The sequence below is a fragment of the Mycobacterium sp. 20KCMC460 genome, from assembly GCF_022179425.1.
Taxonomy (GTDB): domain Bacteria; phylum Actinomycetota; class Actinomycetes; order Mycobacteriales; family Mycobacteriaceae; genus Mycobacterium; species Mycobacterium kiyosense.
Genome location: NZ_AP025524.1, coordinates 3,374,670 through 3,397,397 on the forward strand (window position 1 = coordinate 3,374,670; position 22,728 = coordinate 3,397,397).

18 protein-coding genes and 3 pseudogenes are annotated in these 22,728 nt (G+C 66.6%); 13 read left to right on the forward strand and 8 right to left on the reverse strand.

Annotation, left to right across the window (positions count from 1 at the left end; genetic code table 11):
• Nucleotides 1–2: 2 nt before the first annotated feature.
• Nucleotides 3–1,099: pseudogene (locus tag MKCMC460_RS15595) on the forward strand (alcohol dehydrogenase catalytic domain-containing protein).
• On the opposite strand, the pseudogene MKCMC460_RS15600 reads toward MKCMC460_RS15595, so the two are convergent.
• Both MKCMC460_RS15600 and dtd read right to left on the reverse strand, forming a co-directional pair.
• Nucleotides 1,031–1,936, reverse strand: a pseudogene (locus MKCMC460_RS15600) (class I SAM-dependent methyltransferase); the annotation flags it as partial. The pseudogenes MKCMC460_RS15595 and MKCMC460_RS15600 sit on opposite strands and share 69 nt — an antisense overlap.
• 17 nt (nucleotides 1,937–1,953) lie before the next feature.
• Nucleotides 1,954–2,385 (reverse strand): D-aminoacyl-tRNA deacylase, encoded by a 432-nt coding sequence (gene dtd, locus MKCMC460_RS15605; protein ID WP_236983495.1) that lies wholly within the window; start codon nucleotides 2,383–2,385, stop codon nucleotides 1,954–1,956.
• A gap of 55 nt (nucleotides 2,386–2,440) precedes the next feature.
• Between dtd and MKCMC460_RS15610 the strand changes: the two genes are divergently transcribed.
• From MKCMC460_RS15610 to MKCMC460_RS15620, 3 genes are all read left to right on the forward strand, one after another.
• On the forward strand, nucleotides 2,441–2,746 hold the full coding sequence (locus MKCMC460_RS15610) for an MTH1187 family thiamine-binding protein (protein ID WP_236983493.1): 306 nt from the start codon (nucleotides 2,441–2,443) through the stop codon (nucleotides 2,744–2,746).
• A 131-nt stretch (nucleotides 2,747–2,877) separates the two neighbouring features.
• On the forward strand, nucleotides 2,878–3,198 hold the full coding sequence (locus MKCMC460_RS15615) for a collagen-like protein (RefSeq protein ID WP_238304536.1): 321 nt from the start codon (nucleotides 2,878–2,880) through the stop codon (nucleotides 3,196–3,198).
• 60 nt (nucleotides 3,199–3,258) lie between these two features.
• Nucleotides 3,259–4,545: a competence/damage-inducible protein A gene (locus tag MKCMC460_RS15620; RefSeq protein ID WP_236983489.1), complete on the forward strand. Its 1,287-nt coding sequence runs from the start codon at nucleotides 3,259–3,261 to the stop codon at nucleotides 4,543–4,545.
• A 1-nt stretch (nucleotide 4,546) separates the two neighbouring features.
• Here MKCMC460_RS15620 and MKCMC460_RS15625 read toward each other — a convergent pair whose 3' ends face one another.
• Nucleotides 4,547–5,809, reverse strand: a complete 1,263-nt coding sequence (locus tag MKCMC460_RS15625) for an MFS transporter (protein ID WP_236983487.1) — start codon at nucleotides 5,807–5,809, stop codon at nucleotides 4,547–4,549.
• Between the two features lie 65 nt (nucleotides 5,810–5,874).
• Here MKCMC460_RS15625 and MKCMC460_RS15630 point away from each other — a divergent pair, with 65 nt between their 5' ends.
• The 3 genes from MKCMC460_RS15630 (at nucleotide 5,875) to MKCMC460_RS15640 (ending at nucleotide 8,002) form a co-directional block, all read left to right on the forward strand.
• A complete protein-coding gene (locus MKCMC460_RS15630) occupies nucleotides 5,875–6,942 on the forward strand; it encodes an amidohydrolase family protein (protein ID WP_236983484.1) in 1,068 nt (355 codons plus the stop codon).
• 16 nt (nucleotides 6,943–6,958) lie between these two features.
• Complete coding sequence (locus tag MKCMC460_RS15635) at nucleotides 6,959–7,357, forward strand: phage holin family protein (protein WP_236983482.1); 399 nt, start codon at nucleotides 6,959–6,961, stop codon at nucleotides 7,355–7,357.
• A gap of 222 nt (nucleotides 7,358–7,579) precedes the next feature.
• On the forward strand, nucleotides 7,580–8,002 hold the full coding sequence (locus MKCMC460_RS15640) for an anti-sigma factor antagonist (protein ID WP_236983480.1): 423 nt from the start codon (nucleotides 7,580–7,582) through the stop codon (nucleotides 8,000–8,002).
• A 21-nt stretch (nucleotides 8,003–8,023) separates the two neighbouring features.
• On the opposite strand, the gene MKCMC460_RS15645 is transcribed toward MKCMC460_RS15640, so the two are convergent.
• The 3 genes from MKCMC460_RS15645 to MKCMC460_RS15655 form a co-directional block, all read right to left on the reverse strand.
• The gene (locus tag MKCMC460_RS15645) at nucleotides 8,024–8,536 is read right to left on the reverse strand and encodes a hypothetical protein (RefSeq protein WP_236983478.1); all 513 of its coding nucleotides are present in this window, start codon (nucleotides 8,534–8,536) and stop codon (nucleotides 8,024–8,026) included.
• A gap of 170 nt (nucleotides 8,537–8,706) precedes the next feature.
• Nucleotides 8,707–9,111, reverse strand: coding sequence for a hypothetical protein (locus tag MKCMC460_RS15650; protein WP_236983476.1), 405 nt, complete (start codon nucleotides 9,109–9,111; stop codon nucleotides 8,707–8,709).
• A complete protein-coding gene (locus MKCMC460_RS15655; RefSeq protein ID WP_238304537.1) occupies nucleotides 9,108–9,899 on the reverse strand; it encodes a hypothetical protein in 792 nt (263 codons plus the stop codon). Before MKCMC460_RS15655 ends, MKCMC460_RS15650 begins: the two co-directional genes overlap by 4 nt.
• A gap of 447 nt (nucleotides 9,900–10,346) precedes the next feature.
• On the opposite strand from MKCMC460_RS15655, the gene MKCMC460_RS15660 reads away from it, so the two are divergent.
• Entirely contained in the window at nucleotides 10,347–11,018 is a 672-nt protein-coding gene (locus MKCMC460_RS15660; RefSeq protein WP_236983472.1) for a hypothetical protein, read from the forward strand.
• Nucleotides 11,019–11,024: 6 nt separating this feature from the next.
• Nucleotides 11,025–12,470, forward strand: coding sequence for a class I adenylate-forming enzyme family protein (locus tag MKCMC460_RS15665; protein WP_236983470.1), 1,446 nt, complete (start codon nucleotides 11,025–11,027; stop codon nucleotides 12,468–12,470).
• Nucleotides 12,471–12,501: 31 nt separating this feature from the next.
• Here MKCMC460_RS15665 and MKCMC460_RS15670 read toward each other — a convergent pair.
• A pseudogene (locus MKCMC460_RS15670) lies at nucleotides 12,502–12,735 on the reverse strand (zinc-binding dehydrogenase); the annotation flags it as partial.
• Between the two features lie 80 nt (nucleotides 12,736–12,815).
• Between MKCMC460_RS15670 and MKCMC460_RS15675 the strand changes: the two are divergent.
• The 3 genes from MKCMC460_RS15675 to aceA all read left to right on the forward strand — a co-directional run bounded on the left by MKCMC460_RS15675 (nucleotide 12,816) and on the right by aceA (nucleotide 17,330).
• Entirely contained in the window at nucleotides 12,816–14,117 is a 1,302-nt protein-coding gene (locus MKCMC460_RS15675; protein ID WP_238304538.1) for a PucR family transcriptional regulator, read from the forward strand.
• Nucleotides 14,118–14,120: 3 nt separating this feature from the next.
• Nucleotides 14,121–14,837, forward strand: coding sequence for an MBL fold metallo-hydrolase (locus MKCMC460_RS15680; protein WP_236983466.1), 717 nt, complete (start codon nucleotides 14,121–14,123; stop codon nucleotides 14,835–14,837).
• Nucleotides 14,838–15,041: 204 nt separating this feature from the next.
• Nucleotides 15,042–17,330 (forward strand): isocitrate lyase ICL2, encoded by a 2,289-nt coding sequence (aceA, locus tag MKCMC460_RS31770; protein WP_238304539.1) that lies wholly within the window; start codon nucleotides 15,042–15,044, stop codon nucleotides 17,328–17,330.
• A gap of 75 nt (nucleotides 17,331–17,405) precedes the next feature.
• Here the strand turns inward: aceA and MKCMC460_RS15690 are convergent, their stop codons facing one another.
• Entirely contained in the window at nucleotides 17,406–21,533 is a 4,128-nt protein-coding gene (locus tag MKCMC460_RS15690; protein WP_236983462.1) for a PPE family protein, read from the reverse strand.
• 739 nt (nucleotides 21,534–22,272) lie between these two features.
• On the opposite strand from MKCMC460_RS15690, the gene MKCMC460_RS15695 reads away from it, so the two are divergent.
• Complete coding sequence (locus MKCMC460_RS15695; protein WP_236983454.1) at nucleotides 22,273–22,677, forward strand: hypothetical protein; 405 nt, start codon at nucleotides 22,273–22,275, stop codon at nucleotides 22,675–22,677.
• Nucleotides 22,678–22,728 lie beyond the last annotated feature (51 nt).

Here is a 22,728-nt window from a genome sequence, read left to right on the forward strand (position 1 = left end):
CAATGCGTACGGTAGTCGTGGACGGGCCGGCCAGCATCCGGGTGGACACCCGGCAAGATCCGGCACTGACCGGCCCGGACGGGGTGATCGTCGCGGTGAGCGCCGCCGGGATCTGCGGGTCCGACCTGCACTTCTACGAGGGTGACTATCCGCTGGCCGAGCCGATCGCGCTGGGCCATGAAGCCGTCGGCACGGTCGTGGCAGCCGGACCCGACGTACGCACCCTAAAGGTCGGCGACGAGGTGATGGTGTCGTCGGTGGCCGGTTGCGGATCGTGCCCGGGGTGCGCCACCAACGACCCGGTGATGTGTCACTCCGGTCTGAACATCTTCGGCGGCGGCGTGCTGCCAGGCGCCCAGACGGACCTGCTCGCCGTGCACGCAGCCGACTTCCAGGCCCGCAAGATTCCCGAGGGCATCAGCACCGAGCAGGCGCTGCTGCTCACCGACAACCTGGCCACCGGCTGGGCCGCCGCGCAACGCGCCGACATCCCGTACGGGGGCACCGTCGTGGTGATCGGGTTGGGTGCGGTCGGTCTGTGTGCGCTGCGCAGTGCGTTCGCCCAGGGTGCGGCAACGGTTTTCGCGGTAGACCGGGTGCCGGGCCGGCTACAGCGGGCGGCCGGCTGGGGCGCCACCCCGATCGAGCCGCCGGCGGTCGAGGCGGTCCTGGCTGCCACCGGCGGTCGCGGCGCCGACGCGGTCATCGACGCCGTCGCCACCGACGCCTCGCTCACCGACGCGCTGTTCGCGGTGCGGCCGGGCGGCACCGTCTCGGTGGTCGGGGTGCATGACCTGCAACCCTTTCCGTTCCCGGCGCTGGGCTGCCTGATCCGCAGCATCACGGTGCGCTGGACCACCGCGCCGGTGCAGCGCACCTGGCCGGAACTCATCCCGTTACTGCAGTCCGGCCGGTTGGACGTCGAGGGCATCTTCACTGCGACGCTGCCGCTGGCCGACGCGGCGACGGCCTACGCGACGGCCGCGTCACGCTCCGGTGAGGACGTGAAGATCCTTTTGCGCCCTTAGCTTTTGGTCGCGGTGACGTACTGCGAGTGCATGAAGGCGTCGAGTTTGACGTCGATTTCCGACGGGACTAGCCCGTAGCGCCGCTGGAGCTCGGGGTTGGTGCGCACCGGTTCGACGGCCCAGCCGTGCGCGCCCAGCCATCCGGCCGGGTCGACGGAATCGGCGTAGGTGAGGGCGGAGAAGTCGACCTCGCCGGACATGCTGACGCCCGGGTGGTCCTCTTCCAACTCCGCGAGTCGCTCCCGGTCCAGGCAGGACCCCAGCGCGCCCGTCGAGATCCGGCTGCCCGCGGCGCACAGTTCGTCGATCCGACTGAACAGCGCTTGCTGCGCATCGCCGTTCAGGTAGGGCAGCAGACCCTCCACCGACCAGGCACTGGGCCGTCCCGGATCGAAGCCGGCCATGCTCAACGCGGCGGGCCAGTCGGTGCGCAGATCGGCGGCCACCTCCACGCGGTCGGCGGTCGGCACCGCGGCCCGCTCGGAGAGCACACGCGCCTTGAACTCAAGCACTTTCGGTAGATCTACTTCGAAAACCGTTGTGCCAGGCGGCCATTGAAGCCGGTAGGCACGTGAGTCCAGGCCGGCGGCGACGATCACCGCCTGCCGGATTCCGGTGTCGGCGGCGGCGGTGAAGAAGTCGTCGAAGAATCGGGTCTGCACGCCGTAGAGGCGGGGAAAGGTCGTCTCGTCCTGCGAGCTCCCGGGGTTGTCCAGCAGACCGGTGAGATAAGGGTCGGCGGTGGCCTCGATGAACAGGGTGGCGAAGTCGTCGACAACCAGCGGTCGGGGGCTCAGCGCATGCAGTGCACGCCAGCCCGCCACCAGCAGCGCGGTGTAGCCGACCCCGCTGACGATGTCCCACTGGTCGTCGTCGGAACGTAGCGAGCCGAAATTGGTTGGCGTCATAGCCCAGAACGTACCCGTCACAGCTCGAGCAGCACTGTCACCGGCCCGTCGTTGACCAGCTCGACCTGCATGTGGGCGCCGAACACCCCGGTTTCCACCGTGGCACCCAGTCCGCGCAGCGCCGCGGTGAACTCGGCGACCAGCGGCTCGGCGACCGCGCCGGGCGCGGCGGCGTTCCACGACGGGCGCCGGCCCTTGGCAGTGTCGGCGTAGAGAGTGAATTGACTGATCACCAGGATTGGAGCGTTGACGTCGGCCGCGGACATCTCCTCTGACAGGATGCGCAGGTTCCACAACTTCTCGGCCAGCCGCCGCGCCTTGTCGGCGTCGTCGTCGTGGGTGACACCGACCAGCGCAAGCAGGCCCTGCCCGGTGGGCCGGATGGCGCCCACGACCTTGCCGTCCACCGACACCGCCGCCGACGTGACTCGCTGCACCAGAGCTCGCATGGGCTCCGATGCTGCCATCTGGGCTCCGGGGTGGCGGGCTGGGTACCCTCGCCAGATGTCTGTCTTGGTCGCGTTTTCGGTAACCCCGCTGGGCGTGGGGGAGGGTGTCGGCGAGATCGTCGCCGAAGCCGTTCGGGTGGTGCGTGATTGCGGGCTGCCCAACAAGACCGATGCGATGTTCACCGTGATCGAGGGCGACACCTGGGACGAGGTGATGTCTGTGGTGCAGCGCGCGGTGGAAGCCGTCGCTGCCAGGGCACCGCGGGTCAGCACGGTCATCAAGGCGGATTGGCGCACCGGTGTCAGCGACGCGATGACACACAAGGTCGAGTCGATCGAGCGGTACCTCGCCGACGGTTAGGGCCAATCGATGTCAGGCCGGCGCGTAGCGTGACACGGGTCGACCCGCACCAGGCACAAGGAGGCCTTCTGATGACCGCTCACCGACCGGTACCGACCGAATGACCGGGGACGAACGCAGCGCCGGCCTGGGTGGCGTTGGCGGGCAAGGCGGTGCCGGTGGACGCGGCGGGGCAGGTGGGGCCGGCGGAGCGGGCGGAGCCGGCGGCCGCGGTGGTGACGGTGGACGCGGTGGCGACGGCGGCCGCGGCGGTGACGGCGGGCGCGGTGGCGACGGCGGGGCCGGCGGCCGGCGGTCAACCCGGGCGGTGCGGTCCGGGCGGCGCCGGTGGCCGGCCAGGCCAACCGGGGGAGCCAGGCCAGCCGGGCCAACCAGGCGAGCCAGGCCAACCGGGCGAGCCAGGCCAACCTGGTCTGCCGGGGCAGCCCGGTCAGCCGGGTAGCCCCGGCTGAGCTGAGCAGCGCCCGCTATCCACGCGAGGCGCTCGCGCCGACCTTGCGTAGGCTCACGTCGTGAGCGCACGCGCAGGCATCGTGGTAACCGGCACCGAGGTTCTCACCGGACGGGTCCAAGACCGCAACGGCCCGTGGATCGCCGACCGCCTTCTCGACCTCGGCGTCGAGCTGGCCCACATCACCATCTGCGGCGACCGCCCCGCCGACATCGAAGCGCAATTGCGCTTCCTGGCCGATCAGGGGGTAGACCTGATCGTCACCAGCGGTGGGCTGGGCCCGACGGCCGACGACATGACCGTGGAGGTGGTAGCCCGGTTCTGCGACCGCGAGCTGGTCCTCGACGAGGTGGTCGAGGAGAAGATCGCCAACATCCTGAAGAAGCTGATGTCGCGCAATCCTGCATTCCAATCCGCTTTGGATCCAGGGACTTTCGAGTCGGTGCGGGCCGCCAACCGCAAGCAGGCGATGGTTCCCGCCGGGGCACAGGTGCTCGATCCGGTGGGTACCGCACCCGGCGTGGTGGTACCCGGCACGCCCGCGGTGATCGTGCTGCCCGGCCCGCCGCGAGAACTGCAACCGATGTGGCACACGGCCCTGGAAACGCCGGCAGCGCAACAGGCGATCGCCGGCCGCACCATCTATCGGCAGGAGATGCTACGGATGTTCGGGCTGCCCGAATCAGGGCTGGCCGAGACTCTGCGCGAAGCCGAGACCACCGTCCCCGGTTTCGCTGCGCTGGAGATCACCACCTGCCTGCGCGGCGGCGAGGTCGAGATGGTCACACGCTATGAGCCGGCCGCCGCGGGCGCGTATCAGCAGCTCACGCAGCTGCTGCGGGACAAGCACGGCCATCAGCTCTACTCCGAAGACGGTTCCACCGTCGACGACCTGGTCGCGCGGCTGCTGGCCGGGCGGAAGATCGCCACCGCGGAGTCCTGCACCGCGGGGCTGCTGGCGGCACGACTCACCGAACGCGCCGGATCGTCCGACTACGTCATGGGTGGCGTAGTCAGCTACTCCAACCAAGCCAAAGCGGAACTGCTGGGCGTCGACCCGGCCCTTATCGAGCAGCACGGCGCTGTCTCCGAACCGGTCGCCGAGGCGATGGCGGCCGGCGCCCTGCAACGCTTCGGCGCCGACATCGCGGTCGCTATCACCGGAATCGCCGGGCCGGGCGGTGGGACCCCCGAAAAGCCGGTGGGCACAGTGTGTTTCACCGTCGCCTCCGCGCAGGGCGGCGGTGATACGCGGACCATCAGGCTGCCCGGAAACCGCTCCGACGTTCGGGAGCGTTCGACCACGGTGGCCATGCACATGTTGCTGCGCGCGCTGAGTGGGCCCTAGCTCAGGACGCTTCCACCGGCAGAAAAGAACTTTCGGCGCTGCCGAACTTGATCCCGGTGGCGTCTTTGCCGATGAACGTCAACAACGCCACCATCGTCAGCACCGGCACGATCGTCGCCGCCAGCGCGAACGGGTAGCCGTGGGTCGCGGCCAGGTGTTCCTGGATCGGTAAGTTGAACGCCGCCAACAGGTTTCCCAGCTGATAAGTCACTCCGGGATACAGACCGCGGATCGCATCCGGCGACATCTCGGTGAGGTGCGCCGGGATTACGCCCCAGGCGCCCTGCACGAATAGCTGCATCAGGAACGAGCCGAGGCACAGCATCGCGGCGGTCCGCGAATAGGCGAACACCGGCACGATCGGCAGCGCCAGGACCGCACAGAACACGATGGTGTAGCGACGCCCGAATCGCTGCGACAGCGTGCCGAACACGAGGCCGCCGACGATGGCGCCGACGTTGTAGCCCACCACGATCCACCGGGCGGTAGGGCTGGACAACGCCGCGCCGCCATCGGTGGTCGCTTTCAGGAAAGTGGGGTAGACGTCCTGGGTGCCGTGGCTCATCCAGTTGAACGCGGTCATCAACAGCACCAGATAGAAGAACCGCCGGATGACCTTCGCGTCGCGTAGCACGTCGCGCACCCTGGTCTTGGTCAGCCGCATCCGGTCCTGGGCGGCCTCCCACACCTCGGATTCCTCGACGCGGTAGCGGATGATCAGGCTGACCAGCGCCGGGATGATGCTCAGCGCGAACAGCCAGCGCCACGACAGGCCGAAGAGGTCCATCACCACCAGCGACGCCACGGTGGCCAGCAGGTAGCCGAACGAGTAGCCCTCCTGCAGCAGTCCGGAGAAGAAGCCGCGCCGCTCGGTGGGCACCTTCTCCATGGCCAGCGCGGCACCCAACCCCCACTCGCCACCCATGCCGATGCCGTAGAGCAGACGCAGGATCACCAGCACGGTGAAGTTGGGCGCGAACGCGCACAGGAATCCGACGATCGAGTAGAACGCGACGTCGACCATCAACGGCAGCCGCCGGCCGACCCGGTCTGCCCACAATCCGAACAGCAGTGCGCCGACCGGCCGCATCACGAGGGTGGCCGTCGTGACGAATGCGACCTCGGTCTTGCTGCGGTGGAACGTCTGGGCGATGTCCTGATAGACGAGCACGACGATGAAATAGTCGAAGGCGTCCATGGTCCAGCCCAGAAACGCCGCGATGAACGAATTGCGCTGGTCACTGGTCAGCCGCTGTCGTGTCACGTGTGAATCGTGCCGGACCCGCAGCGCTACCGCGAGTTTGACGCACCGCGAGTATGTTCCGGATTATGCGGATCGTCGACGCCGACGGGCATGTAGCCGAGAACCCGACGCTGGCGGCCGAAGCACTGCGGCGTTGGCCCGATCATGTGCAACTCAGCGCCGGTGCCCGGCCGCGGTTGGTGATCGAAGGGCGCAACTATCCCGAAGACCGGGGTCCCGGCGCCGGCTGCCCGGTCGAGCACGGTCTCACCGATGCGCCCGGCCTGCAGTGCGCGACGGCGGCGGGGATGCTCGAGGACGCCGACCGAGACCACCTCGACACGATGGTGCTCTATCCCAGCCTCGGGCTGTGTGTACCCACGCTGCAGGACCCTGACTTCGCGGCGGGTTTCGCGCGGCTCTACAACCAGTGGATCGCCGATTTCTGCGCACCGACCGGCGGCCGGCTGCGGGGCGTGGCGGCGACACCGATCGAACACGGCAGCATCGCCATCGACGTCATGGCCGAGGCGAAAGATCTCGGATTGGTCGCCACACACCTGCCGCCGGCGCTGCGGACCCGCAATCTCGACCATCCCGACCTCGACGAGTTCTACGCCGCCGCCGTCGAATTGGACATGCCGCTGGGAATCCATGGTGCCCCCGGGATGCACCTGCCGAAGATCGGGGTGGACCGGTTCACCAACTACATCCAGGTGCACTGCGTGAGTTTCCCGTTCGACCAGCTGACGGCGATGACGGCGCTGGTGTCAGGTGGTGTGTTCGAGCGTCATCCCGGCTTGCGGGTCGCTTTCCTGGAGGCGGGCGCCGGTTGGGTTCCGTTTTTCATGGATCGGCTGCACGAGCACTACGAGAAGCGGGGCGGATGGATCGAGCGGGGCTGGCGACGCGATCCGCATGAGTATCTGACCGCCGGCAACATCTGGGTGACCTGCGAACCGGAGGAGGCGATCCTGCCCGGGGTGGTCGACGTGCTCGGCGACGACTTCATCATGTTCGCCAGCGACTACCCGCACTGGGACGGGGAATGGCCGGAAAGCACCCGACCGCTACGGACTCGAGTCGACCTGAACGAAAGCTCGAGAGAAAAGATCGGCGCGTTGAACGCGATGCGTTTCTACGGACTCGATTAGGTGGCAGGATCTGCGCATGACGGCTTTTCTGTTGCGTGCCGCGCTGACCGGGCTCGCGTTGTGGGTGGTGACCCTGTTCGTGCACGGACTGCGCTTCGTCGGTGGTGAGACGACGCTGCAGCGGGTCGCCATCATCTTCGTCGTCGCGGTGCTCTTCGGGTTCGTCAATGCGATCGTCAAGCCGATCGTGCAGATCCTGTCGATTCCGATGTACATCCTGACCCTCGGCCTGTTCCACATCGTCGTCAACGCGTTCATGTTGTGGATCACCGCCCGGATCACCGAGCACACCACCCACTGGGGACTGCAGATCGACCACTTCTGGTGGACCGCGATCTGGGCGGCGATCCTGTTGTCGATCGTCAGCTGGTTGCTGTCGCTGCTGACCCGGCGGGCCCAGCGCGCGACGCGGTAAGGCAGGCCGGTCGGTCCGGTCGCAGCCGGGCGGCCGGCACGCCGGAAATTCCGGTCACACACCTAGGCCGCCGCGGCTGTTAGACATATGCTGATTAACGCCCGTAATCACGAAACCCCTCGCCGGGACCGGCAGACATTTACGCTGTCACTCGGCAGACGACACTTAGCCGCCTCGGACCGGCGGCGGCCCTAACAAGACGACGACGGGACACTGCGAACGATGAAGACTGTCGCGATCGGATCTGCTCCCGCTTCCGCGAGCACGCGACTCGATTCGCAGATCAGCGATCCGAACGGCACGCTGCGGGCGGTCACCGAATGCACCGGCTCGGCAGTCGTCGTTCATGTCGGCGGTGAGATCGACGCCAGCAACGAGGTCATCTGGCAGCGTCTGATGAACAAGAGCGCAGCCATCGCCATCGCGCCGGGCCCGTTCGTCATCGACATCCGCGAGCTCGAATTCCTCGGCTCCTGTGCCTACGCGGTGTTGGCGCAAGAATCGGTGCGCTGCCGGCGTCGCGGCGTGAATCTGCGACTGGTCAGCAGTCAGCCGATTGTGGCGCGCACTATTGCCGCGTGCGGACTGCGTCGCCTGCTGCCGATGTACACCACCGTCGAGTCCGCGCTGGCCCCGCCGGCCTGACTTTCCCCGAAGTGCCCGCGATTAGTTGGACGGGCGTGGACCGGCGCCGCCAAGCAATCCGTTGAGGATGCCGAGAGTTCCCTGCACCTGTGCGGGGGAGGCTTCCTGCGGTGGCGCTTCGGTCGACGGCTGCCACGGCTGGCAACCGCTGGTCTTGAATGCCTTGTCGGTGGGCTCAATCTGGACGATCTGGGGCTTTTTGGTCATTGCGTTGTCGACCAGCGCGCCGTCCGGGTTGCCGGTTCGCTTCCAGTAGCAAGTGCCGTTGCCGACGGGCCCCGCCGTGCTGTACACGCCCGGCACGATGTCCTTGCCGACCAGGTAGGTGCCGTCGTGGTCGATGGTCGTCTTGGGCGCACCCGCCGGCGCGGGAGATCCCGCGGGCGCAGGTCCCGCCGGAGGTCCCGCCGGAGCGGGGGGCGGTGACGGCTCCGGATCGGCGGCGGCGACACCGGCCGAGGCGACCCAACCAGCGGCGAGCAGCGCCGCGGCGCCGAAGCGCACAGCGGTACGCGCATTTTCCTTAGAACCCATAACTAAAAAGGGTACCTGCCCGCGCAATCCCGCTCACCCGGATCGCCACTGAGCGCGCATCCCGGGTACCGGCTGCCCGCTCCGTCCGTCATCGAAGTCCGCCGGCCGCGGCTAACGGCCGCGATGGTCCGCCCAGACCGCAGTATCGCCCGCAGCGGACCGAACAGCGTTCAGTTCCCTGACGTCGCCCGCTCGCGAGCCAGCAGAGCGCGCGCATAGCCGAAGCAGAACGTGGTTCCAATGACCAACGACGGCGCGAGCGTCGCTGCGAGGTGCGGTGTCCCGTTCACCGCGTGCCCGGCCGTCAGCACCGCCGCGGCCAGCGTCGACGTGCCCATGGAGGACAACCAGAAACCTCGACCGGGTGTGCGCGCCCAGAAGAACAGCCGGGTGAGCAGCAGCTGCAGCGCGAACGACGCGACCACGCTCATCGACATCTGCGTCGCGGCAGCCCGCAGTGCCGCCGCAAGCCCGGCGCCGTGATTGACCACGGCCGCCCAGCTCCCATACGACGCCCCGGCAACCATGGCCACCAGCAGCGGCCGCCCGCCCAGGGTCGCGCGGCCGACGCTCATCGCCGCACCAGCAGGCGCAGTTGGCGAAATATGCCTCCCGCAATGGTCGCGGCACCCAGCGGCATCCACACCAGCAGCGCCTCACCGACGGAGTAGTTGGGGTTCAGCGCGCAGTAGTAACGCACGTTGGGATGGCCCTCGAGCCGGCGCATCCGGGAGGCGTCGCGAGGGATGGCGTCGGATCGCACGATCCACGTGTCGTCGCCGATAAAGCTATAGCCGCGGCTTGCGCTCAACTTGCGCACCAACGCGTCGATACCGGGCGGGGTTGGCCGGGCGGGGCTGGGATACACCAGCGGCAGCGTCCGGACGAACAGATGGTAGGCGACCGGTGACGAGGTGCGGGCCAGGTAGCCCAGTGGCACACCGGGATGGCGCAGCTTGAATCGCAACGCTTCGCGCAGGCAGTAGCGCATGGTAGGCACGCCACAGTCCCGGTAGCCCGGCCGAAAGAATCCGCCCCCGGAAAACGCCGCGACGGTTTTGCCGTCGTGTTCGACGCACTGAATTCCGACGAACGCGAACCCGGCGATCTCGCCGCCGGAGCCGTAGTAGAGCGCGAGATGCAGGTTGCCGTCGGCCAGCAGGTGCTGTTCGAATTGTTCGCGGGTGTGGCCGTACATCGTGGCGCGGTAGACCTCATAAATGGAATCGAATATCTCGGAGAGCCGCGCTGCGAGCAGCGAATCCGACTCGAAGAATTCGTGACCGGTGATTCGTGGCGCCGATGCTCGCGGAAGGCCTCCGCGCTGACGTGGCCTGGAGCGAAAGGAGGATATTGTCGCCATGCCGATTCCTCGCCGTTCTTTGATTTGAATTGCGCCTATTCGCCGCTATGTCGGACGGCCGGCAGCTCGCAGCGAAAATAACAAATTGTCGACGACTATTCCACTGAAAGTGGTTCTAGAACCAAAATGTAAAATGGCTAGAATTTTACTGGGTCTAAAACTTTCTTACCGTAGCACCATTCCAGAATCGCATTTCGGCTGCCGGATCTCTGCATTTGCGACAAAACGTGCCCGGTGGTCACGTTTACCCATTCACGGGTCCTCCGGCGGGAAGGCCACCGACCCAGGGTGGCGGGAGTGGACAGCCGGATAGCCGATGGCGCAGACCGCGGTTTGGACAGTTAGGAGCCCTCCGGTTAACGTCCCAGACAAACTTGCAGATAAGGCGTTCGGGCTGCCGCGCCGTGGGAGGTTGTGGCGTTGCTGTTCATGCACGAGGTTCATACGGTGCGCGGGCGGTCCGAGGACGAGTTCGAAGCCGCGTTCCGGGAGGGCTGGATGCCCACGCTGGCGGCCGGCGACGAAGCCCGGTTGCTCTGGTACACCAATCAGGCGCAGGGCAGCGGCCCGGCCTACACCGTCATCACCGTGACCGCGGTTCGCGACGGAGCCGCCTGGGAGCGGCTGACCAAACGCGTCCAGCACGGCGATCTGCGCGACTGGATGCATCACACCGACGAACTGCGCCACACCGTGGACGCCAAGTTGATGGTGCCGCTCGCCTGGTCGCCGATGCAAGACGTGTCCTTCGACGAAATCCCCGTCGACGGGCGCGAACACGACGTCAGCCTCTACATGGAAGACACCATGTGGCCCTACGAGGACAAGTTCGAGGAATACATCGTCCGGTGCGGCGAGGTGTACGCGCGCACTCTCGAGCAGCCGTCGTCCATGCTGACCATGCACGCCTCGTTCCAGCCCGCCCTCGGCAGCCACCTGCGCCGGGAGGTGATCCTGATGCAGCGGATCAGCCGGCCCGAAGCGTTGCTCGACCTGCTGCGCACCCACGTCCCGGCCGAATACCGCACCCCAGGTACCTGGCTGCACGACGCGTTGGACCTGCGCGATCAATGGACCAGCAGGCTGCTGCGGACGTCGACCTGGTCACCGCTTTACTAGACGATCATGAACCTCGGCACGCTCATCGACGACGCCGCCGCACGCGATCCGCAGCGGACCGCCCTGATCATCGACGAACGTCGCGTCGGCTACGGGGAGCTCGGCGAGGCCGTCCGCGCTTGCGCCGCCGGCCTGGCCGCGCACGGCGTGGTGGCCGGTGACCGGGTCGCCGTCATCGACACCGCCAGCCCGCTGTCGATTGCCGCGCTGCTGGGTGCGGCCCGTCTCGGCGCCACCGCCACGCTGATGAATCCCGCCCTCACCCCGCACGAGCTGCAAGCCCTGCTCGCCAACGCCGGATGCGCCGACACGGCGGTGGCGGGGCAGGCCTACGCGGAGCGGGTGCGCGAAGCGACGGTGCCCACCGTGCTCACCGATGTCGAGTTGCTCGGCGAGCTGCATCCCGAAATCCCGCTTCTCACCGACCGTCTCGATGACCAGCCCGCGATGGTCCTGTTCACCAGCGGCACCACCGGGCTGCCCAAGACGGTCGCGATCGGCGGCCGCCAACTCGCCGCGCGGCTGGTCAGAACATCGCAGCCGTTCTCGCCGGACACGCCGCCCGCCGCGGTGATGATGTGCGTCCCCTACTTTCACGTGGGCGGTGCCCTGGGGTTGCTGGCCAGCCTGTACTCGGGCAACACCCTGGTGGTGCAGCGCCGGTTCGACGCCGGCGAATGGTTACGGCTGGTCGCCGAACACCGGGTGACCGGCATGTTCCTGGTGCCGACAATGCTGCACCGAATCCTGGAGCACCCCGACTTCGCCGCCACCGATCTCTCCTCACTGGCCGCCATCACCTACGGGGCGGCCGCCGCACCAATCACGTTGATGCGCAAGGCAGTCGCCGCGCTGCCGCACGTGGGTTTCACCAACGTGTTCGGTCAGACCGAAACCCTGGGCACCTACGCGCAGCTGTTGCCCGAGGACCACCACGATCCGGCCCGCGCCGGTTCGGTGGGCCGGCCGCTGCCCGGGGTCGAGGTGCGCGTGGTCGACCCCACCACCGGCGCCGACGTCGAGACGGGCGAAGTCGGCGAGCTGTGGGTCAACAGCCCGCTCAACACCGCGGGCGGCTGGTTGCGCACCGGTGACCTCGGCCGACAGGACCCCGACGGTTACCTCTATCCGTGCGGCAGGCTGCGCGACACGATCAACCGCGGCGGCGAGAAGTTCGGGCCGATCGAGGTGGAGGAGGCGCTGCGGTCCCATCCGGCGGTCCGCGACGTCGCGGTGGCCGGGATACCCGACGAGGAACTGGGTCAGCGGGTGGGGGCGGCGGTCGTGACTCGAATGCCGGTGACACTGGACGAATTACGGTCGCACTGCCGGGAGTCCATCGCTTATTTCAAGCTGCCCGAGCGGCTGGCCATCGTCGACGACATCCCCTACAGCGCGACAGGCAAGGTGGATCGCGGCAGGATCGCCACGCTGATCACCGAACATCGCTGAGCGTTCGGCGAGATCCCTCACCTTGCCCGCACTAGGGCACCAACACGACCTTTCCGATGTTCTCCCGGGCCGCGAGAATCCGATGCGCTTCGGGCGCTTGGGAAAACGGCACCGCCGCATGCACGATCGGCGCGACGATACCGTCGTCGAGCGCTTGACGCAGCGGGGTGATCCAGGGTTCCAGCGTGCCGCGGTCGTCCCACAGCTTCAGCATGTTCAAGCCGATCGCCGTCTTGGATTCGGAGAGCTGGTCCATCAGGTTGAAGCTCGCGCCGTGGCACCGGTTCGACAGCAGCCGCCGAGGTCCAGTACCCATCGCTGACGCCCGGGATTAACGTTCGGTGTGTGACTGATGTGCCCGGTCCCGACGACGTCGAGGTCCGCGACTGCGTCGCAGTGATCGCGACCCGGCTGGAAAAGCAGATCCAGCAGATCAGCGTGACGATCCGGACCGCAATCGAGAACCAGGTCCCCGAGTTGGGCCGCGATGCGCGGATGAGTGAGATGCTGGCCGCGGGCGTCCAGGCGAACCTGCAGATGATCGTCGACGCGCTGCTGCGCGACACACCGGTGGACGAACTGTCTGCGCCTGCGGCGGCGCTGGACTACGCCCGGCGCGCGGCACAGCACGGTCTGCCGTCCACGGCGCTGGTGCGGGGCTATCGACTCGGCCAGCGGCACGTGACCGAGTTGGTGTTCGCCGAACTGCGTGCCCTGAATATCGACGCAAGCGTCAGGGTGGCGGTGATCGAGGTGATCACCACGGTGGTCTTCGAATACATCGACCGCGTGTCTGCGCTCGTGGTCTCCGAACTCGAGGATGAACGTCGGCACTGGCTGCAGAACCAGAACAGCATCCGCGCCATGAGGGTGCGGGACGTGCTGACCGACGGGACCGACGTCGACGTCCAAACCACCTCTGCCACAATCGGTTACCCGCTCGGGCGGCAACATCTTGCGCTCATCGCGTGGTACCCGGACACGGCGGCGGCGGGGGACGAGCCGTCCCGGATCCAACGGTTCATTGCAGGCCTGGCCGCGGCGCTGGACACCTCCTCCGACCCCCTTTTCGCGGCCGCCGACCGCAACAGCGCCTGGATCTGGCTACCGTTCGGTTCCGCACCAAGTCGCATCGTCGCCGACATCCGCGCGTTCGCTCGGCCCCGGCCCGAATCACCTAACCTGGCGCTGGGCGCGGTAGGGACCGGGGTCGAAGGGTTCCGCCGCTCACACCGTCAGGCCCAGCGGGTGCGGGCGGCGGTGCTGGCGCGAGGTGGGGAAAGCCCCACTGCGCCAACGCTTCCGGGTCCGAAGATCGCCGCGGCCACCGACCCCGACATGGTGGCCACGGCGCTGCTGGGTACCGGCGTCGACGAGATCCGCGGCTGGGTGGCAGACGTCCTGGGAGAGCTGGCCTCCGACACCGCCGACGACGCGGAGCTGCGCGAGACACTGCGCGTCTTCCTGCACAGCGGCTCGGTGCACGAGACCGCGGCCGGCGAACTCGCTCTCACCTTCGCCGCGCTCAAAAGCCGCGTGGAACAGGCCGTGGCGCGGCGCGGTCGCCCGATCGACGACCGGCGCGACGTGGAGATGGCGCTGTTCACCTGCCATTGGTACGGCTCAGCTGTGCTGCGCCCGGCCTGACTCATGCACTACGAGTGGGAAGCACTGAGCGGCACGGTCCAGCGCTGCCGGCTCCCGTTCTGCGACGTCACCGTCGGTTTGGTGCGAGGGCACACCGGCAGCCTGCTCGTCGACACCGGCAGCACGCTCGACGAGGCCACGATGGTCAATGCCGACATCGGCGAGCTCGGCGGGCAGCCGGTGACCGATGTCGTGCTCACGCACCACCATTTCGATCACGTCCTGGGCTCACCGGTGTTCGCCGACGCCGAAATACACTGCGCGCCAGGCGTTATCCGCTATTTGTCGACGGGCACCGCCCAGTTGCGTGCCGACGCGGTGGACCACGGCGCCGATGTGACGCAAATCGACCGCGCCATCCTGGCATTGCGAGCGCCGCGGTACGGAATCCGGCACAGCGCCGTGGATCTCGGGGATCGCGCGATCAGCATCGCCTACCTCGGGGCGGGTCACACTCGCTCGGATCTGGTGGTGCTGGTGCCCGCCCGCGACGGCGAAAACGCGGTGGTCTTCACCGGCGACCTCGTCGAGGAATCCGGGGACCCGGCACTGGACGCCGATTCCGACCTGGCGGCGTGGCCGGAAACGCTCGACCGGCTGCTGGCCATCGGGGGACCCGACGCCGTCTACGTGCCGGGGCACGGCAGTGTGGTCGACGCGGCGTTCATTCGCCGCCAACAGGATTGGTTGCGGGCTGCCGCTGCGGACCTGTCGCGCTGAGCCGAACTTAGCGGGCCTTCGTACAGGCTGCGACGAGAGGTCTAACCCCAGACCGTTAGCTCCGGTTACTGAATCGTGGCGGCCTGGATCGTGGCGGCGAGGTCGGTCGGTGGCAGGTGGCCTCATCCGGTGATCTAGCTCACTATCCGGGGGCATACACTCACTGGCGTCAGGGGAATCGGGGCTGAGGAGGAGCGAAAAGCCATGGCGATCGCCGAAACGGACAATGCCGTCCAATCACCGTTCGAGCAAGAGGTCGCCGCCACCGAGCGGTACTTTGCGAGCTCGCGATTCGAGGGAATCACGCGCCTGTACACGGCGCGGCAGGTCGTAGAGCAGCGCGGGACCATTCCCGTCGACTACACCGTGGCCCGTGAGGCGGCGGCGGCCTTCTACCCGCGCCTGCGTGAACTCTTCGCCCAGAAGAAGAGCATCACCACCTTTGGCCCCTACTCGCCGGGGCAGGCCGTGAGCATGAAGCGTATGGGCATCGAGGCGATCTACCTGGGCGGTTGGGCCACCTCGGCCAAGGGGTCCGTCACCGAAGATCCCGGGCCCGACCTTGCCAGCTATCCGCTCAGCCAGGTGCCCGACGACGCCGCTGTACTGGTGCGCGCTCTGCTCACCGCGGACCGCAACCAGGAATATCTGCGGCTGCAGATGAACGAGAAGCAGCGCGCCACAGCCACCAAGTACGACTTCCGGCCGTTCATCATCGCCGACGCCGACACCGGTCACGGCGGAGACCCGCACGTGCGCAACCTGATTCGGCGCTTCGTCGAGGTCGGTGTGCCCGGATACCACATCGAGGACCAGCGCCCGGGAACCAAGAAATGTGGCCACCAGGGCGGCAAGGTTCTGGTGCCGTCCGATGAGCAGATCAAGCGGCTCAACGCCGCCCGCTTCCAGCTCGACATCATGAACGTGCCCGGCATCATCGTGGCCCGCACCGATGCCGAAGCGGCGAACCTGATCGACAGCCGCGGCGACGAACGCGACCAGCCGTTCCTGCTCGGCGCCACCAACCTCAACATCCCGTCCTACAAGGCGTGCTTCCTGGCCATGGTCCGGCGCTTCTACGACCTGGGCCTGGAGGACATCAACGGCCACCTGCTCTATGCGCTCAGCGCCGGCGAGTACGCGGCGGCCGACGCGTGGCTGGATCGCAACGGTATTCACGCCCTGATCTCCGAGGCGGTCAACACGTGGAAATCGGCGGGCGCGCAGTCGGTCGACGATCTGTTCGACGAGGTCGAGTCGAAGTTCGTGGCGGCCTGGGAGGAGGACGCCGGGGTGATGACCTACGGCGAGGCCGTGGCCGAAGTGCTGCAGTTCGGCGAGAGCGAAGGTGAGCCGAGCTCCATGAGCCCCGACGAGTGGAGCGAGTTCGCCGCTACGGCATCGCTGTACTCGGCCCGGGCCAAGGCCAAAGAGCTTGGTGCCGACGCCAATTGGGATTGCGAACTGACCAAGACGCCGGAGGGCTACTATCAGATCCGCGGTGGCATCCCCTATGCGATCGCCAAGTCGCTGGCCGCGGCGCCGTTCGCCGATATCCTCTGGATGGAGACCAAGACCGCGGATCTGGCCGACGCCAAGCAGTTCGCCGACGCGATCCACGCCAAGTTCCCCGACCAGATGCTGGCCTACAACCTCTCGCCGTCGTTCAACTGGGACACCACCGGTATGAGCGACGAGCAGATGAAGCAGTTCCCGGCTGAGCTCGGCAAGATGGGCTTCGTCTTCAACTTCATCACCTATGGCGGACACCAGATCGACGGCGTCGCCGCCGAGGAGTTCGCCACCAACCTCAGGCAGGACGGCATGCTGGCGCTGGCCCGGCTGCAGCGCAAAATGCGCCTGGTCGAGTCGCCGTACCGAACCCCGCAGACTCTGGTCGGCGGACCGCGCAGCGACGCGGCGCTGGCCGCTTCGTCGGGCCGTACCGCCACCACCAAGTCGATGGGCAAGGGATCCACGCAGCATCAGCATCTGGTGCAGACCGAGGTGCCCAAGAAGCTGCTCGAGGAGTGGCTGGCGCTGTGGAGCGACCATTACCAGTTGGGCGAGAAGCTCCGTGTCACTTTGCGCCCCCGCCGCGCCGGCAGCGACGTGCTCGAACTCGGCATCTACGGCGAGGGTGAGGAGCAGTTGGCCAACGTGGTCGTCGACCCTATCAAGGATCGACACGGCCGCAGCATTCTGCAAGTCCGCGACCAGAACACCTTCGCCGAGAAGCTGCGGCAGAAGCGGCTGATGACGCTGATCCACCTGTGGTTGGTGCACCGGTTCAAGGCCGACGCGGTGTACTACGTGACGCCGACCGAGGACAACCAGTATCAGACCGAGAAGATGAAGTCGCACGGCATCTTCAGCGAGGTTTACCAAGAGGTCGGCGAGATCATCGTCGCCGAGGTCAACAAGCCCCGCATCGCGGAGCTGCTGAATCCTGACCGCGAAGCACTGCGCAGGTTGATCCTCAAGCAGGACTGACTGCCGAAACCTGCTCCTGTCGAACGCGATTCGCGCCCGTTCTGAGGATGGGCGCGAATTGCGTTGCGGTGGCGGTTATGTCGTGCCCTGGAAGAACAGTCCCGACAGGTTGTTGCCGATGTTGGCCAGGCCCGAGACGAAGTTGGTCACTGCTACGCCCAGGACGCCGGTGTTGGCGAAACCGGAGATGCCGCCGCCCACGTTGTTGAAGCCCGAGATCATCCCGCCGTAGTTCTGTGAACCCGATCCACCGAGCAGGCCCGGCCCGGTGGAATTCCACCAACCTGACAGGCCGGAACCGTTGTTGGCGAATCCGGAGTTTCCGCCGGCGCCGGCGTTGAAGAAGCCCGAGGACGGATTGACACTCGCATTCAGGTAGCCCGGTGCCGGCGGGACGGAGAACGTGGCGATGGTCGCGCTCGGCAGATGGATGCTCGGGACCGTTATCGGTGGTGTGGTGAACGCCGAAAGTCCGAACGGCGGGATGCTCAGAGCCGGCGTGGTGAACGCCGCGGTGGTGATGTCGGGCAGCGTGAACGCTCCCAGGCCGATCGGGTTGATCGTCAACGCCGGCGTGGTGAACGCCGCGGTGGTGATGTCGGGCAGGCTGAAGGAACCCACCCCAATTGGGTTGAGCGTCAACGCCGGCGTGGTGAACGCCGGGGTGGTGATGTTCGGCAGGCTGAAGGAACCCACCCCAATTGGGTTGAGCGTCAACGCCGGCGTGGTGAACGCCGGGGTGGTGATGTCGGGCAGCGTGAACGCTCCCAGGCCGATCGGGTTGAGCGTCAACGCCGGCGTGGAGAACGCCGGGGTGGTGATGTTCGGCAGGCTGAACGAACCCACCCCAATTGGGTTGAGCGTCAACGCCGGCGTGGTGAACGCCGGGGTGGTGATGTCGGGCAGCGTGAACGCTCCCAGGCCGATCGGGTTGAGCGTCAACGCCGGAGTCGAGAACGCCGGGGTGGTGATGTTCGGCAGGCTGAACGAACCCACCCCAATTGGGTTGAGCGACAACGCCGGAGTGGAGAACGCCGGAGTCGTGACTCCCGGCAGCGTGAACGCCTGGACGGAGATGGGGTCGATGGTCAACGCCGGAGTCGAGAACGCCGGCGTCGTGATGTCCGGCAATGTGAAGCTGCTCAGTCCGATCGGGTTGATCGTCAGCGCCGGAGTCGAGAACGGCGGAGTGGTGATGTTCGGCAGGCTGAACGACCCCACGCCGATCGGGTTGAGGCTCAGCGCCGGAGTCGAGAACGCCGGCGTCGTGATGTCCGGCAATGTGAAGCTGCTCAACCCGATTGGGTCGATCGTCAGCGCCGGTGTGGAGAACGCCGGGGTGGTGATGTTCGGCAGGCTGAGCGAACCCACGCCGATCGGGTTGAGTGTCAGCGCAGGCGTATTGAATTGCGGAGTTGATATGGCGGGCAATGCGAAGCCGGCGACGTCGATGGGAGGGACGTAGATGCCGGGGATGTTGAGCGCGGGGAGGGAGAACCCGTCGATGGTGATCGGCGAGATGCTGAACCCGGTGAGGCCCACCGGGCCGACCGAGAACGAGCCGGTTTCGATGAAGGCGCCGGGTTGTCCGTAGAACGATCCGATGGCCGGGTATTGGCCCGACACACCAGTTTGCAGAGCGATGATGTTGTTCGGCAGGAAGAGACGGATCGGAATGCTGATACCGGGAAAGTCGAGTCGGGGCCCGGTGATGTACGGGGTGGAAATCGTCGGGGTGGTGAACGATCCGGTGGTGATACTCGGCACGTAGATGCCCGGGGTTTGTATCGCCGGCAGTTTGAACCCGCCGATCGCCGTCCCCGCTGGGATCGCGATTGGTGGCACCGTAATCGACGGAATGGTCAGGGTGGGCAGGTTGAAGGAGCCCAGCGCGGTGCCGGCCGGAATCGAAATCGACGGCACGCTGATCGGCGGGATGCTCAGCGTGGGCAGGTTGAAGGAGCCCAGCGCGGTGCCGGCCGGAATCGAGATTGACGGGACGTTGATCGGCGGGATGCTCAGCGTGGGCAGGTTGAAGGAGCCCAGCGCGGTGCCGGCCGGAATCGAGATCGACGGCACGCTGATCGGCGGGATGCTCAGCGTCGGCAGGTTGAAGGAACCCAACGCGGTCCCGGCCGGAATCGAAATCGATGGCACGCTGATCGGCGGAATGCCTAGGGCTGGCAGGTCGAACGCGCCGATCAACGTTCCCGACGGAAGCGTGAACGACGGCACGTTGATCGGCGGGATGCTCAGCGTCGGCAGGTTGAAGGAACCCAACGCGGTGCCGGCCGGAATCGAGATCGGTGGCACGTTGATCGGCGGGATGCTCAGCGTGGGCAGGTTGAAGGAACCCAGCGCGGTGCCGGCCGGAATCGAGATTGACGGGACGTTGATTGCCGGGATGCTCAGCGTGGGCAGGTTGAAGGAACCCAGCGCGGTGCCGGCCGGAATCGAGATCGACGGCACGCTGATCGGCGGAATGCTCAGCGTGGGCAGGTTGAACGCACCCAGCGCGGTGCCGGCCGGAATCGAGATCGATGGCACGCTGATCGGCGGGATGCTCAGCGTGGGCAGGTTGAACGAGCCCAGCGCGGTGCCGGCCGGAATCGAGATCGATGGCACGTTGATCGGCGGGATGCTCAACGTGGGCAGGTTGAACGAGCCCAGCACGGTGCCGGCCGGAATCGAAATCGACGGCACGCTGATCGGCGGGATGCTCAACGTCGGCAGGTTGAACGCACCCAGCGCGGTCCCGGCCGGAATCGAAATCGACGGCACGTTGATCGGCGGAATGCTCAGTGCCGGCAGGTTGAATGCGGGAATCGAGATGCCAGGTACGTCCAGCGGTGGCAACGTCAAGTCGGGAGTGGTGATCGCGAATTGCAGGCTGCCCTGTCCCACACCGCGATAGAAGACACCGTTGTTTGCTTGGCCCGTGTTGAAAATGCCGTTGTTCATGTCACCGAGGTTGAACAGCCCGGTGTTGACGTTTCCGGAGTTGAAGAAGCCGGTGTTGGCCGAACCGGTATTGGCCGAACCGGTGTTCGTCGACGCCGGGTTGAAGTTCCCCATGTTGAAGTTGCCGACGTTGAAATTGCCCGTGTTGGCATCTCCGACGTTCAGTGCGCCGGTGTTGAACGAGCCGACGTTGAACACACCGGTGTTGGCTGACCCCGAACTCCACAGGCCGGTGTTGAAACTGCCCGAGTTTCCGATACCGAAATTACCGTTGCCGGAGTTGAAGAACCCGATGTTGCCGTTGCCGGAGTTGAACAATCCGATGTTGCCGGTGCCGGAGTTCAGCCCGCCGACGCCGATCTGGCCGACACCATTCAGTCCGAACCCGATGTTGTTGGTGCCGGTATTCCCGAACCCGATGTTGCCGGCGCCGGTGTTGCCGAAACCGAAGTTCCCATTACCGAGGTTGGCCAGGCCGAAGTTGCCGCCCCCGAGGTTCGCCAGGCCGAAGTTCGACGTGCCGGAGTTGCCCCAGCCCAGGTTCCCCGCGCCCAGATTGCCGCCACCGACGTTGTTGTAGCCGAAGTTGCCGTTGCCGATATTGCCACCACCGATGTTGGCCAATCCGAGGCTGACGGTGAGCAGTCTGTTCGCTGTCACGGCCGGCGTCGCGGCCGCGGCGGGGATGCCCGCGGCAATCTGACCGGGAAGGCTGGAAAGACCTTGCAAGGACTGCGCGACGGGCTTCAGCGCGGAAACGATGGTCGAGGCGCCGACGTGGTAGGCCGCCATCGCCGACACGTCCAGCGCCCACATTTCCTCGTAGAAGAACTCGGCAGACGCAATGGCGGGCGCGTTCTGCCCGAAGATGTTCGACAGCACCAGCGACACGAACGCCTGCCGGTTGGCGGCCACCAGCTCGGGGTGCACCACCGCCGCTCGGACCGCGTCGAACTCGGCGGCCATGGCACCGGCCTGCGCCGCGGATCGCCCCGCCAGTGCCGCCGCACCACTGAGCCATCCTGCGTACGGAGACGCGGCGGCGGCCATCGCGGTCGCGGCCGGTCCCTGCCAGGACTCGTTGACCAGATTGGCCGTCACCGAGGCGAAAGACTCTGCTGCAGTGGCTAATTCGTCAGCAAGGGCGTCCCACGCGGCCGCCGCGGCCAGCATTGGCTCCGATCCCACACCGGCGTAGATCAGCGCCGAGTTGATCTCTGGGGGCAGCACCGAATAGTTCATCGCTTCAGGCCCTCTCTCGAGTGGTGCGCCGGTTCAGCTCTCGGCAACCGAAAGCCCCCGACCCACGGTCGCCATCAAACTGATGACGTTGCGGACAAGTTACGGGGCAGACGGCGGGTAAAAGCATCGTATTTATTAAAACGCGATTTAAATGTTATCAAAACGTTATTCCATGCCTTGCAATTTGCCCATTTACTTTACAAACGCGATTTGGAGCGCAAGTTCCACGCTCCATGTCAAAGCCACGAAGCTTCCCGGGCATGGACTGCTCTGCACACCAACGAAACTCGGCTACCGCAGCGGCAGTGCGCCCCGCGGCGAGAAAAATCCGAAAGTGCGTCGAGCGCGAACCATATCGGGCTCAAATGGCTCGCAAACAATCAGCAGAAAGGTTTATCTGGCTGTCAAATGCTCGAGCTCATTCGTTTCGCGCGCCGTCGACATGTACCAAGGATTCCGGTTGCTGGGACAGTCCGGCTGCCGCGGCTGGGGGACAAGGGCTGTCCGGACCCGACACGCTGTGAACGAATGGCCGACGCGATCCCCGCGCTGCGGAGTGGTTCACCGGATGAGCCGGCGCACAAGATCGGACGCCGCGCCAGCCGAGCCAAAGTTATTGCGCGCGAATGCGAACCCGCGAAACCCCGGCACGGGTGAAACCCGTTAAGTTTCCGCCGACGGATCAGGGGGTATGCGAACCGCGCCCAACTGCGTCGAGAGTGAAGTTTGGTGAAATTTGATGAGATCTGAAGCCAGGACGGCGTTCGCGGTCTTCGGCGGGGGAGCCATGCTGATCATGGCCGTTGCCTGCGGTCACAGCGACAACAAGTCGCCCAGCAGTAGCACCACCCCGACGACTTCTACGTCGGTGACATCGACGTCGGCGCCCTCGGACAACCCGGGGTCGCCCGGGCCCGGTGGCCCCAGCGGCACCGGCGGTCCGGGCGGCGGTGGCGGCAGCGTCCCGGGTGGCCCGACCGGCGGCGGCGGACCCAACGGTGGCGGCGGCAGCATCCCGGGCGGTCCCACCGGCGGTGGCGGTCCCGGCGGCGGCAGCGGCTCGATACCGGGTGTCGGCGGTGGCGGCGGCGGACCGGGCGGCGGCGGTGGATGCGTCGGCAACCTGTGCGGCGGGTTCCCGTGATCGGCCGCGATCACTGAGACTGCAGTCGAGGACCGGACCCCCATCCGGTCC

Coding starts and splice junctions, on each gene's coding strand:
- dtd (WP_236983495.1), bottom strand. CDS start 2,385: ATGCGAGCTCTGGTGCAGCGAGTCACGTCGGCGGCGGTGTCGGTGGAC.
- MKCMC460_RS15610 (WP_236983493.1), top strand. CDS start 2,441: ATGTCTGTCTTGGTCGCGTTTTCGGTAACCCCGCTGGGCGTGGGGGAG.
- MKCMC460_RS15630 (WP_236983484.1), top strand. CDS start 5,875: ATGCGGATCGTCGACGCCGACGGGCATGTAGCCGAGAACCCGACGCTG.
- MKCMC460_RS15635 (WP_236983482.1), top strand. CDS start 6,959: ATGACGGCTTTTCTGTTGCGTGCCGCGCTGACCGGGCTCGCGTTGTGG.
- MKCMC460_RS15640 (WP_236983480.1), top strand. CDS start 7,580: ATGAAGACTGTCGCGATCGGATCTGCTCCCGCTTCCGCGAGCACGCGA.
- MKCMC460_RS15645 (WP_236983478.1), bottom strand. CDS start 8,536: ATGGGTTCTAAGGAAAATGCGCGTACCGCTGTGCGCTTCGGCGCCGCG.
- MKCMC460_RS15650 (WP_236983476.1), bottom strand. CDS start 9,111: ATGAGCGTCGGCCGCGCGACCCTGGGCGGGCGGCCGCTGCTGGTGGCC.
- MKCMC460_RS15655 (WP_238304537.1), bottom strand. CDS start 9,899: ATGGCGACAATATCCTCCTTTCGCTCCAGGCCACGTCAGCGCGGAGGC.
- MKCMC460_RS15665 (WP_236983470.1), top strand. CDS start 11,025: ATGAACCTCGGCACGCTCATCGACGACGCCGCCGCACGCGATCCGCAG.
- MKCMC460_RS15680 (WP_236983466.1), top strand. CDS start 14,121: ATGCACTACGAGTGGGAAGCACTGAGCGGCACGGTCCAGCGCTGCCGG.
- aceA (WP_238304539.1), top strand. CDS start 15,042: ATGGCGATCGCCGAAACGGACAATGCCGTCCAATCACCGTTCGAGCAA.
- MKCMC460_RS15690 (WP_236983462.1), bottom strand. CDS start 21,533: ATGAACTATTCGGTGCTGCCCCCAGAGATCAACTCGGCGCTGATCTAC.
- MKCMC460_RS15695 (WP_236983454.1), top strand. CDS start 22,273: ATGAGATCTGAAGCCAGGACGGCGTTCGCGGTCTTCGGCGGGGGAGCC.